Below are 11,873 nucleotides of genomic sequence, written 5' to 3'. Positions count from 1 at the left end.
GACCGGCGGCTCAGGCCACCGGCTGGAACCGGCGCAGCTCGCCCGCCAGTTCCTCGTGCACCCGGGCCTTGAGCAGCGTGCCCTGCCCGGTGTGCTCCTCGGAGAGCACCTCGCCCTGGCTGTGCACCCGGGAGACCAGCTTGCCCTCGGTGTAGGGCAGCAGGACCTCCAGCTCCACCGACGGGTGCGGCAGTTCGGTGTCGATCAGTTCCCGCAGTTCGTCGACGCCCTGGCCCGTGCGGGCCGAGACCGCCAGCGCGTGCTTCTCGGCACGCAGCAGACGCTGGAGGACGAGCGGATCCGCCGCGTCCGCCTTGTTGACGACGACGATCTCCGGCACCTCGGCGGCGCCCACGTCCCGGATCACCTCACGGACCGCGGCGAGCTGCTCCTCCGGCGAGGGGTGCGCGCCGTCGACCACGTGCAGGATGAGATCGGACTCGCCGACCTCCTCCATCGTGGAGCGGAACGCCTCCACCAGGTGGTGCGGCAGGTGGCGCACGAAGCCCACCGTGTCCGCCAGGGTGTAGGCGCGGCCACTGGGCGTCTCGGCCTTGCGGACGGTGGGGTCGAGCGTGGCGAACAGCGCGTTCTCCACCAGGACACCCGCGCCCGTGAGCCGGTTCAGCAGCGAGGACTTGCCCGCGTTGGTGTACCCGGCGATCGCGACCGAGGGGACCTTGTTGCGGCGCCTGTCCTGCCGCTTGACGTCCCGGCCGGTCTTCATCTCCGCGATCTCCCGGCGCATCTTGGCCATCTTCTCGCGGATCCGTCGCCGGTCGGTCTCGATCTTCGTCTCACCGGGACCGCGCGTGGCCATACCGCCGCCCGCGGAACCGGAACCGCCGCCGCCCATCTGCCGGGACAGGGACTGACCCCAGCCACGCAGCCGCGGCAGCATGTAGTTCATCTGCGCCAGCGCCACCTGCGCCTTGCCCTCACGGGACTTGGCGTGCTGCGCGAAGATGTCGAGGATCAGCGCCGTACGGTCGACGACCTTGACCTTGACGACGTCTTCGAGGTGGATGAGCTGGCCCGGCGTCAGCTCGCCGTCGCACACCACCGTGTCGGCGCCCGTCTCCAGGACGATGTCCCGCAGCTCGGAGGCCTTGCCGGAGCCGATGTAGGTGGCCGCGTCGGGCTTGTCGCGCCGCTGGATCACACCGTCGAGCACATGGGCGCCCGCCGTCTCGGCCAGCGCGGCCAGCTCCGCCAGGGAGTTCTCCGCGTCGGCCGCCGTGCCGGACGTCCAGACGCCGACCAGCACCACACGCTCCAGGCGCAGCTGCCGGTACTCGACCTCTGTGACGTCCTCCAGCTCGGTGGACAGGCCCGCCACGCGCCGCAGCGCCGCCCTCTCGGAGCGGTCGAACTGGTCACCGTCACGGTTCTCGTCGATCACGTGACTCAGAGCGACGTCCTCTTCCATCAGGGCGTCGGCTCGGCGGGTGTTCCGGTCCATCCGGTCGGTGCGCTGGCCGTTCTGTGGAAGGGAGGAAGAGAGGGTCAAGTGGATCCTTAATGTAGGAGGGATGAGGGGCACGGGCCGCCGGCAGCGGCCTGCGCGCCGTACCGGGACAACGCATCCGGCGAGGGGAAGATTCCCGCCCCCGGCCGCCCCGCGGGCCCGGCCCGCCGCGCCGGGGCCGGTCGGGCCCGGGCGCGGACGACACAGATGGTCGCACGGCCGGGAGGCGGAGTCACCCGGTTTGCGCCGCGGTGCCCCTCGCCCGGGCCGTCGGGGGCTCCCGGGCGCACGCGGTCGCTGCGCCCGGGAGCCCCCGTCATGCGCTCTTCCAGTCCGGGTGCCCCGGCATCGGCGGCGTCCTGGTGCCGTACAGCCACCGCTTCAGGAACGCGGTGCTGTCCTTCCCGGAGACCTCGTCGACCAGCGCGATGAAGTCCGCCGTCGAGGCGTTGCCGTCCCGGTACCGCTGCGGCCAGGCCCGCTCGACCTCGGCGAAGGCCCGCTCCCCGATGTGCTGCCGCAGCGCGTACAGCACGAGCGCCGAACCGTCGTAGACGATGTTGCTGAACAGCTGGAGCTTGCCGCCGCCCTTCGCCGCCTTCAGCCGGGCGGGCGGGCCGTAGCTCTTCCGCCAGGCGTTCGACTGCCGGTACGCCTCGCGTGCCTTGCGCTCCAGCGAGGGGCCGCCCCGCTCGGCGCCGTAGAGCCACTCGTACCAGGTGGCCTGGCTCTCGCTGAGCCACAGATCGGTCCACCTGCGCGGGGTGACGCTGTCGCCGTACCACTGATGCGCGAGTTCGTGCACCATCAGTGCCTCCTTGTACCAGTCCGGGTACCCGTCGGAGGTGAACACATGGCGCTCGAACAGCGAGAGCGTCTGTGTCTCCAGCTCGAAGCCCGTCTGTGCCTCGGCGGCGAGCACCCCGTAGGTCTCGAACGGGTAGCGCCCCGCGTGCCGCTCCATCCAGGCGATCTGCCGCGGCGTCCGGTCCGTCCAGGGCTTCAGCGCCTTGCGCTGCTTCTCGGGGACGACGTGCCGCAGCGGCAGCCCGTGCGGGCCGGTGGAACGCAGCACAGCGGAGCGGCCGATGGACACCTGGGCCAGCTCCGTGGCCATCGGATGCGCGGAGCGGTACGTCCACACCGTGTCGGCGCCCGCCCGGGTCCGGCCGACGGGCAGCCCCCCGGCGACGACGGTCAGCTCACGCGGCGCGGTGACCCGGAAGGTGAAGCGGGCCTTGTCCGCGGGATGGTCGTTGGAGGGGAAGACCCGGTGCGCCGCGTCGGCCTGGTTGGCCATGGCCAGGCCGTCCTTGGTACGCAGCCAGCCGCCCTCGGGGGCCTTCGGATCGCTGGTGTGCCGCACGTCGACACGCAGCGGCGTACCGCGCGTGACGGGCTGCCGCGGGGTGACGACGAGGTCCTCCCCGGCGCTGGCGAACCGGGCGGGCCGGCCGTTGACCTCGACGGAGCGGACCTTGCCGGAGGCGAAGTCGAGGTTGAAGCGCTCCATGCGGTCCGCGGTGACCCGGGCGTCGATCCGGGTGCGGGCGGACAGCGGCTTGCTGTTGTCGCCGCTGTAGCGGAAGGCGATGTCGTAGGAGCGGACGTCATAGCCGGGGTTCCCCAGATGCGGGAAGAGACGGTCGCCGATGCCGGCCGGTGCGGGCTTCGGCAGGGCCGCTGCGACGAGGGCCAGCACGGCGACGGAGGTCAGCCCCGCGGTGCCCCAGCGGGGCCTGTTCACGGTGCGTGAAGGTGTGAGGGACATGCCGTCATCGCTACCAGCGCCGTCGCCGGCCGCGGGCCCGGCCCGGGCCCGTCCACCCGAACGGGGTGCGGCGGGGCACCGGGGGCGCACGGCGGCGCGGGCGCGCGGGGCGCGTTCGCGGGTCGGCTGGAGCCGCGCGCGGACGGTCAGTTGGCGGCGGCCCGGTGCACGGCGCGCGTGACGTCGTACACGCCGGGGACCTGCCGCATGGCCCGCATCAGCGCGGGCAGCCCGGAGGCGTCCGGGAGGTGCAGCGTGTAGGTGTGCCGCACCCGCTGCTCGCGCGGGGGTTCGACGTCGGCGGCGACGACGGCCGCGCCCTCGGCGGCGATCGTCTCCGTGAGGTCGGCCAGCAGCCGGGGCCGGCCGAACGCCTCGGCGCGCAACGTGACCCGGCAGCCGGCGGTGCCGCGCTCCCACCGGACCGGCAGGGCGGTGCGCCCCGCGCTCGTCATCCGCGTCACGGCGTGGCAGGTGTCCCGGTGCACGGTGACGGCGCCGCCGCGGACCGCGAAGCCCGTCACGGCGTCCGGCGGCACCGGTGTGCAGCAGCGCGCGAGCCGGACGGGGGCGTCCGGCCGGCCCGGGACGACGGGCGTCGACTCGGTGGCGCCGGCGGCCTGTTCCCCGGCTGCCGGCGCCACGGGCTCCCGCCGGGCGCGGTCGTCCGCTTCCGGCGCGCCGGCCTCCGGCTTCCGCTCCCGGTCGTCGCCGCCGGACGTCCCCGAAGCGGCCAGCCACTGCCGGATGGCCAGGCGCGCCGCCGGGGTGCGCACATGGCCGAGCCACTCGGGGGACGGCCCCGAGGGCTCGGTGCCCTGGGCCTCCAGGAAGAGCTGGAGTCCGTCGCCGTCGCGCAGCGGGGTGGTCAGCGCCGCCAGCCTGCCGTTGAGCCGGGCCCCGATGCAGCGGTGGCCCGCCTGCCCCAGCAGGGCGTACGCGGCGTCCACGCAGGTGGCACCGGCGGGCAGCGGCAGCGCCTCGCCCGCGGGGCTGTCGGGCCCCGGCACGGCGCAGTAGACGGTGATCTCGCGGTCCTGGGCCAGCTCGTCGCGCAGCTCGGTCCAGAAGGTGTCGGCGTCGGGTGCGTGGCTCTGCCACTCCAGGAGCCGGGAGAGCCATCCGGGCCGGGTGGGGTCGCGCCGTTCGCCGGGCTGCTCGGTGCTCTCCTCGGGCCGGGTGGCGGCCGCGTGCGGGTCGCCGAGCGCGATCACACCGGCCTCGGCGACCCGGTGCATCCGGCGGGTGCGCACCAGCACCTCGACGACCTGCCCGTCCTCGTCGGCCACGGCGGTGTGCAGCGACTGGTAGAGGTTGAACTTCGGTACCGCGATGAAGTCCTTGAACTCCGAGACGAGCGGCGCGAAACAGGTGTGCAGCTCGCCCAGCACCGCGTAGCAGTCGGCGTCCTCCTGGACGAGGATCAGCAGCCGGCCGAAGTCGCAGGGGCCCAGGCCCTCACGGTCCCCGCGTTTGAGCCGCAGCCGGTGCACCGAGAGGGCGTGCCGGGGGCGGATGAGCACCTGTGCCCCGATCCCGGCCTCGCGCAGCATCCGGCGCACCCGGGAGGCGATGCCGGTGAGCGGGTCCGGGTCCGCCGTGTGCTCGCGGATCAACTCCCGTGTACGGGTGTGCTCCTCGGGCTGGAGGACGGCGAACGCCAGGTCCTCCAGCTCCCGTTTGAGCGCCTGGACGCCGAGCCGCTCGGCGAGCGGGATCAGCACATCGGCGGTCACCTTGGCGATCCGGGCCTGCTTCTCCGGACGCATGACGCCGAGAGTGCGCATGTTGTGCAGCCGGTCGGCGAGTTTGATCGACATGACGCGCACATCGTTGCCGGTCGCCAGCAGCATCTTGCGGAACGTCTCGGATTCGGCCGCCGCTCCGTAGTCGACCTTCTCCAACTTGGTGACGCCGTCGACGAGATAGCACACCTCGTCACCGAACTCGGCGCGTACCTGCTCCAGCGTCACCTCGGTGTCCTCGACGGTGTCGTGCAGCAGCGACGCCGTCAGTGTGGTGGTCTCGGCGCCGAGTTGGGCCAGCAGCAGGGTCACGGCGAGGGGGTGGGTGATGTACGGCTCGCCGCTCTTGCGCATCTGACCGCGGTGCGAGGACTCCGCCAGGACGTAGGCGCGGCGCAGCGGGCGGAGATCGGCCCGGGGGTGGTGCGCCCTGTGCACCTTGGCCACGTGTTCGAGCGCGTCCGGCAGCGCGTTGCGGGAGGTGGCGCCCAACAGCGCCGCTCTGCTGAGTTTTCGCAGACTGCGCACCGCACTCATGGGCACCTCCCGCTCGGTGGCACGCCCCGTCCGGGGAGTGCCGTGCTGCCGACCCCATCACTCATCGGTGACGGGGTCGGGCCCAGCGTGAGTGGGATCACCCCATCGTGCGATGTTTACCGGGTCGACGGCTCTCTTCAGCTCTCTTGTCTCACTTCTCCGGCCCGGCGGGCCGGAGCGTCCAGCAGGCGTTCAGGACAGCAGCGCGGGGTCGAGGACGCCCTCCGCGACGATCACCGCGGGGCCGGTCATCTCGATCTCGCCGTCCGTCCGTTCGGTGATCACCAGGCGGCCGCCCGGCACGTCCACCGTGTAGCTCGCCGGGACGCCGTCCCGGACGGGGTCGGCGCCGTCCCTGCGGGCCGCCGCGACCATCACGGCGCAGGCACCCGTACCGCACGAGCGGGTCTCCCCCGAGCCGCGCTCGTGCACCCGCAGCGCGACGTGCCGCGGCCCGCGGTCCACGACGAACTCGACGTTGACGCCGTCGGGGAAGGCATCGGGCGGGGTGACACCGGGAGCGTCCAGAAGGCTTCCCGCGTCCGCGAGATCGGTCACGAACGCGACGGCGTGCGGATTGCCCATCCCGACCTTGCGCGCCGGCCACTCCCGGCCCGCGGCGCTCACCCGGACCCGTCCGGCGCCGGCGTCTCCCGTGCTCTCCGTGCCACCGGGGAGCTCCGCCCGGCCCATGCCGATGGTGACGTCGCCGCCCTCCTTGGCGATGTGCGCCCGCCGGATGCCCGCGCGGGTGGCGAGGGCGACATCGCCGGGCTCGACCAGCCCGGCACGCTCCAGATGGCGGGCGAAGACACGGGCGCCGTTGCCGCACATCTCGGCGACGGAGCCGTCGGCGTTGCGGTAGTCCATGAACCACTCGGCCTCGGCCGCCATGTGCCGGGCCTCCGGGTGGGCGGCCGAGCGGACCACCCGCAGCACGCCGTCCGCGCCGACACCGGCCCGCCTGTCGCACAGCCGGGCCACGGCCTCGGGGGACAGTTCCAGCTCCCCGTCCGGATCCGGGATGATCACGAAGTCGTTCTCGGTGCCGTGTCCCTTGAGGAAGGGCACTCCTTGCGCGCTGGTCACAGCATCGATCGTAAGGGAGCGGGCGCCTGGTCACCGAAGCCGGTCGACCCGCCAGAAGGCCAGCACGACGAGCGTGCACACGATCACCGCGTACACCAGGACGACCCGCCAGTCCGGCCGTCTGCCCGAGCCCCTCGCCGGCAGCCCCGGCCAGGTGTGCCCGACCCGGCGGGCGGCCATCACGCCCCACCCCGCCCCGCAGCCGCACAGCAGCAGCCCCAGCATCGAGACGACGGCGCCCGTGCTGGAGCCCCCGCCGGGCTCGAAGGCGAGCGGAAAGGCGAACATCAGCGAGCCGAGAGCGCAGAGGAAGACGACCGGTGCCAGCTGCCACAGCCGCAGCTTCCGGGCGGGGCGCAGCTCCTGCGGTTCGACGGGCTCGGCGAGCACGGCCTCGTCCCCGTCCACACCGTCCACGCTGTTCACACCGGCCGCATCGTCTCCTTCGCCCTCCGGCAGACCGCCGGGACCGAGCGCGGGCTCCGGCCCTGGCTCCTCGGCCGGTTCGGAAACGGAGGGCGAGGGGACGTCGTGCGCCGCTGAGCCCGCACGGGCGTGCGGCACGCCGCGGACGGGCGTCCCGTCGTCGTCACGAGGGCCGGCCTCCATCGCCACACGCCCTCCCCACTCCGGCATCACGGCTTCGAACGATGCTCGATGATGGCACGCCGGAGAGAACGGAATTGTCACGCTGGGCTTCCCGATGCCATGACGTGATCAGGCTGTGACCGCTCGCGCAACCAACGCCAGCGCGGCACCCGGGAGTTCCGCACGATCCGCGACGGCCCCGCTGAGCCAGTGCACCCTCGGGTCACGCCGGAACCAGGTGTCCTGCCGGCGTGCGAAACGCTTGGTGGCACGGACCGTCTCGGCGCGCGCCTCCTCCTCGGTGCACTCCCCCGCCAGCGCCGCCAGCACCTGCTGGTAGCCGAGCGCACGGGAAGCGGTGCGTCCCTCCCGGAGCCCCGCGTCCACCAGGGCGCGCACCTCGTCGACCAGGCCCGCCTGCCACATCCGGTCGACGCGGCCCGCGATCCGCTCATCCAGCTCCGGCCGCGCGACGTCGACGCCGATCTGCACCGTGTCCGGGTACACGTACTCGTGCCGCGGCAGGTTCGCGGTGAACGGCCGGCCGGTGATCTCGATGACCTCCAGCGCACGGACGATGCGCCGCCCGTTGCCCGGCAGGATGGCGGCGGCCGCCTCCGGGTCCGCCGCGGCCAGCCGGGCGTGCAGCGGCCCGGGACCGTGCTCGGCCAGCTCCTCCTCCAGCCGGGCCCGGACCTCGGGATCGGTGCCGGGGAAGTCCATGGCGTCGAGCGCGCCGCGCACGTACAGGCCCGAGCCGCCGACCAGGACCGGCACCCGCCCGGCGGTGCGCAGCCGGTCGATCTCGGCGCGGGCCAGCCGCTGGTACTCGGCGACGCTCGCCGAGACGGTGACGTCCCAGATGTCCAGCAGATGGTGCGGGACCCCCTGGCGCTCCTCGACGGTCAGCTTGGCCGTACCGATGTCCATGCCGCGGTACAGCTGCATGGAGTCCGCGTTGATCACGTCTCCGCCCAGCTGCTGTGCGAGGAAGACCCCCAGGTCGGACTTGCCGGCGGCGGTGGGGCCGACGACCGCGAGCACCGGGGGGAGGTCCCGGGAGCGAAGCGGGGAGGCGTGCGCGGAGGGGCCCGGCGACCGGTTCGGACACGGAGAGGGGACAGCTGCGTTCACGCCGTAAGTCTCGCAAATCCCGGTGCCGCTTCCCGAACGAGCGACGTGACGCTGCGGCCAAGGCTGTCGTTGCCAGTTGCGAGGTTCCCACAGCCGGTTTCCGCACCGGTGCCCCGGGGCGGCGCAAAGGGACGCTCCGCAAGGCGCGGGATTTCGCCCACACGAGTAAGGTCTGGAGTAGATATGGGCGTTTTTGCGAAGCTTCTCCGTCGTTCTTCCGGCAAGACACCCGGTGGATCCGCCGCCGCACGTCCGGCACCGGACGCCGCGGAGCAGGACACCGGCGGCGACGCCCCCGGCGCCTCCGCGGCCCCCTCCCGGGACGCCGGGGACGACGCACCGGCGTCCGCCGGCGCCCGCCCGGCGGCCGGGGACGAGAACGCCCCCGCGGTCGGGCAGAAGCCGGCTCCCGCCGCGGCCGGCGAGCACGACGAGCCGGCCCAGGAGCCGCCGGCCGACCCGGACACGGCAACGGCGCAGCCCCGGGAGGAGGCCGAGGCCGACGGCGGCGTCGGCATCCCCAAGCAGCAGTCGGCCGACGCCGCGGCCGACAGCGGGACCGGTGACAACGCCCGCAAATGAGCCGTCCGGGCAGCCCGGACGGCCGGGAAGGAAGGTGGCCGCGATGGGTTTCATGGACTCGGTCAAGAACATGCTGAGCAAGCACGGTGACAAGGTGCAGAAGGGCCTGGACAAGGCCGCACAGACCGCTGACGACCGGACCAAGGGCAAGTACAGCGACAAGATCAAGTCCGGCACACAGAAGGCGAAGGAGGCCGCCGAGAAGTACGCCGACGACCAGCGCGGCGGCGGCTCGGGCCGGGGCGGCTCCGAGGGCCCCGGCAAGCAGGGCGGCGGCTCCGAGGGTCCCGGCGGGAGCGGCTCCGGTTCCTGAAGACCGCGGAGCGCCTCGTGGATACGGGCAGTACGGGCAGTGGGGGTGTGCGGCGCACACCCCCACTGCCCGTACTGCCTGCGGCAGGTCAGGACCAGCCGGCGACCATGTAGCCCACCCCGTACGGCGCCTCGTCGTACAGCAGCCGCCCGGCCAGATCGGTGCCCTGCGCGGCACCGGCCAGCGTCTGCCAGGACGAGCGGCCGCTCACGTTCAGCTCGTAGGCCAGCTCCTCGTCCAGGGCGAGCAGCGCCTCCACGTCGGCCGCGCCCAGGGCACGGGCCGCCTCGGCGTCGAAGGCCGCGGCCCGCTCGTCGAAGTAGCCCGGCGCCTTCAGCGTGCGGCAGTTGGAGCCGTCGCCCATCACCAGCAGGGCCACCCGGTCCGCCGAGGCCGCCAGCTCCCGGCCCTGGTCCGCACAGCGGTCCCGGCTGAGCGGCTCGCCCACGCCGAGACCTTCCACCGGGGCGCCGTCCCACTCGGTGCGCTCCAGCAGCCAGGCGCCCACCGCGAGCGAGGGCGGCAGCCGGCGCGGCGCCGGGTCGCCCTTGCCGAGGCTCACCTCCAGGGCGACCCCGAAGCCCGCGAAGGAGCCCCGGGCACCCTGCGGGTGGGTTCCGCGGCCGGCCTGGTCCGCCGGGCCGAGGACGTAGAGGCGGTCGGGGCGGGCGGCGGCGAGGACGCCCAGGACGTCGTAACAGGCGGCACGGGCCGGGTCCATCTCCGCGGCGGCGCCTCCGGCGACCTCGGGGACGAGCAGCGGCGGACAGGGGCATACGGCAGCGGCGACAAGCATGGCGCGCAGCTTAAGCGCCCCGGGCTGCACCTCCCACCCTGCCCCGGCCCGCACTCACCCGGCCGTGGGAGCCGGCGGATCGGTGTGGACCCGCATCAGCTGCGCACGGCGTGGCCGAGCCCCGTTTCCTGCGCACAGATGAGGGAGCGCCCGGGCGGTGCCTCCGGCCGGAGCCCTCGCCCGGGCGCTCCGGGGCCCGGCGTCTTCGCTCCGGCTCGCGGGTCAGTCCAGGGCGCAGCCCGTCGCCGCCGGCAGCGGAGCGGGGACGCCGACCGTCGGCAGCCCCAGCAGCACGCCCTGTCCGTCGGGTGCGGCCTCGGGCTCGGCCTGCCGCCGCTCCCAGGCGTCGCCGGCCCGGGTGCGCCGGACGTCGAGCACGGGGCCCTCGGCCAGCAGATGGTGCGGGGCCGCGTAGGTGATCTCGACGGTGGCCATGTCGCCGGGGCGGAGCGCGGGGCCGGAGGCGGGGCGGGCGAAGTGGACGAGGCGGTTGTCGGGCGCCCGGCCGGAGAGCCGGCGGGTGACGTCGTCCTTGCGGCCCTCTCCCTCGGCGACCATCAGCTCGACGGTGCGGCCCACCTGCTTCTTGTTCTCCTCCCAGGAGATCTCCTCCTGGAGTGCCACCAGCCGCTCGTAGCGCTCCTGGACGACCTTCTTGGGCACCTGGCCGTCCATCTCGGCCGCCGGCGTTCCGGGGCGCTTGCTGTACTGGAAGGTGAACGCCTGCGCGAACCGGGCCTCGCGCACGACGTGCAGCGTCTCCTCGAAGTCCTCCTCGGTCTCGCCGGGGAAGCCGACGATGATGTCCGTGGAGAGCGCGGCCTCGGGCATCGCGGCCCGGACCTTCTCGATGATGCCGAGGAAGCGTTCCTGGCGGTAGGAGCGGCGCATCGCCTTCAGCACCCGCGAGGAGCCGGACTGCAACGGCATGTGCAGCTGGGGCATCACATTCGGCGTCTCGGCCATGGCGGCGATGACGTCGTCGGTGAAGTCGCGCGGATGCGGCGAGGTGAACCGGACGCGCTCCAGGCCCTCGATCCGGCCACAGGCACGCAGCAGCTTGCTGAACGCCTCGCGGTCGCCGATGTCGGAGCCGTAGGCGTTGACGTTCTGGCCGAGCAGCGTGATCTCGCTGACGCCCTCGGCGACCAGCGCCTCGACCTCGGCCAGGATGTCGCCGGGCCTGCGGTCCTTCTCCTTGCCCCGCAGCTGCGGAACGATGCAGAAGGTGCAGGTGTTGTTGCAGCCCACGGAGACGGAGACCCAGGCCGCGTAGGCGCTCTCCCGTCGGGTGGGCAGCGTGGAGGGGAACGCCTCCAGGGACTCGGCGATCTCGACCTGCGCCTCCTCCTGGACGCGGGCCCGCTCCAGCAGCACGGGGAGCTTGCCGACGTTGTGCGTGCCGAAGACCACGTCCACCCAGGGCGCCTTCTGCACGATGGTCTCGCGGTCCTTCTGCGCGAGGCAGCCGCCGACGGCGATCTGCATGCCCGGCCGCGCGGCCTTCTTCGGCGCCAGCTGGCCGAGATTTCCGTAGAGCCTGTTGTCGGCGTTCTCCCGCACGGCGCAGGTGTTGAAGACGACGAGATCCGCCACATCCTGCGCGTCCTTCGGAGCGCGGACCCAGCCGGCGTCCTCCAACAGGCCCGCCATCCGCTCGGAGTCGTGGACGTTCATCTGGCACCCGAAGGTGCGCAGCTCGTACGTTCCCTTGACATCCGTTGCTGCCCGGCTCCGGTCGCTGCTGCTCATGGAGACAAGGGTAGGCGTTCGCGCACGGTGCTCCCGCACCGGTTTCCGGGCTCAGCAGTGGGCAGGGAACGTGCCGTGCCGGGACGTGCGGCGGCGCG

At 73.4% G+C, this 11,873-nt stretch carries 10 protein-coding genes; 2 read left to right on the top strand and 8 right to left on the bottom strand.

Annotated elements, in window-relative coordinates; genetic code table 11:
* Positions 1-10: 10 nt before the first annotated feature.
* From hflX to miaA, 6 genes are all read right to left on the bottom strand, one after another.
* Positions 11-1,510 (bottom strand): GTPase HflX, encoded by a 1,500-nt coding sequence (gene hflX, locus SCA03_RS12325; RefSeq protein ID WP_030877148.1) that lies wholly within the window; start codon positions 1,508-1,510, stop codon positions 11-13.
* A 274-nt stretch (positions 1,511-1,784) separates the two neighbouring features.
* Positions 1,785-3,239 carry a M1 family metallopeptidase gene (locus SCA03_RS12320; RefSeq protein WP_086813857.1) on the bottom strand — a complete coding sequence of 485 codons (1,455 nt, stop codon included), beginning with the start codon at positions 3,237-3,239 and terminating at the stop codon, positions 1,785-1,787.
* Between the two features lie 146 nt (positions 3,240-3,385).
* Positions 3,386-5,521 (bottom strand): RelA/SpoT family protein, encoded by a 2,136-nt coding sequence (locus tag SCA03_RS12315; RefSeq protein WP_086813859.1) that lies wholly within the window; start codon positions 5,519-5,521, stop codon positions 3,386-3,388.
* 192 nt (positions 5,522-5,713) lie between these two features.
* Positions 5,714-6,610, bottom strand: a complete 897-nt coding sequence (dapF, locus tag SCA03_RS12310) for a diaminopimelate epimerase (protein ID WP_030891572.1) — start codon at positions 6,608-6,610, stop codon at positions 5,714-5,716.
* Positions 6,611-6,640: 30 nt separating this feature from the next.
* Complete coding sequence (locus tag SCA03_RS12305; protein ID WP_230988626.1) at positions 6,641-7,219, bottom strand: hypothetical protein; 579 nt, start codon at positions 7,217-7,219, stop codon at positions 6,641-6,643.
* 108 nt (positions 7,220-7,327) lie between these two features.
* Complete coding sequence (gene miaA, locus SCA03_RS12300; RefSeq protein ID WP_030891565.1) at positions 7,328-8,242, bottom strand: tRNA (adenosine(37)-N6)-dimethylallyltransferase MiaA; 915 nt, start codon at positions 8,240-8,242, stop codon at positions 7,328-7,330.
* 273 nt (positions 8,243-8,515) lie between these two features.
* On the opposite strand from miaA, the gene SCA03_RS12295 reads away from it, so the two are divergent.
* The gene (locus SCA03_RS12295; RefSeq protein ID WP_051855928.1) at positions 8,516-8,914 is read left to right on the top strand and encodes a hypothetical protein; all 399 of its coding nucleotides are present in this window, start codon (positions 8,516-8,518) and stop codon (positions 8,912-8,914) included.
* A 43-nt stretch (positions 8,915-8,957) separates the two neighbouring features.
* Complete coding sequence (locus SCA03_RS12290) at positions 8,958-9,227, top strand: antitoxin (protein WP_030877161.1); 270 nt, start codon at positions 8,958-8,960, stop codon at positions 9,225-9,227.
* A gap of 88 nt (positions 9,228-9,315) precedes the next feature.
* On the opposite strand, the gene SCA03_RS12285 is transcribed toward SCA03_RS12290, so the two are convergent.
* Positions 9,316-10,023 (bottom strand): class III extradiol dioxygenase subunit B-like domain-containing protein, encoded by a 708-nt coding sequence (locus tag SCA03_RS12285; protein WP_086813861.1) that lies wholly within the window; start codon positions 10,021-10,023, stop codon positions 9,316-9,318.
* A gap of 222 nt (positions 10,024-10,245) precedes the next feature.
* Positions 10,246-11,775, bottom strand: coding sequence for a tRNA (N6-isopentenyl adenosine(37)-C2)-methylthiotransferase MiaB (miaB, locus tag SCA03_RS12280; protein ID WP_030877163.1), 1,530 nt, complete (start codon positions 11,773-11,775; stop codon positions 10,246-10,248).
* Between the last annotated feature and the right edge of the window lie 98 nt (positions 11,776-11,873).

The organism is Streptomyces cacaoi, from assembly GCF_006539165.1.
In the GTDB taxonomy this organism is placed as follows: Bacteria; Actinomycetota; Actinomycetes; order Streptomycetales; family Streptomycetaceae; genus Streptomyces; species Streptomyces cacaoi.
This window is presented reverse-complemented; position numbering and strand designations above follow the sequence as displayed.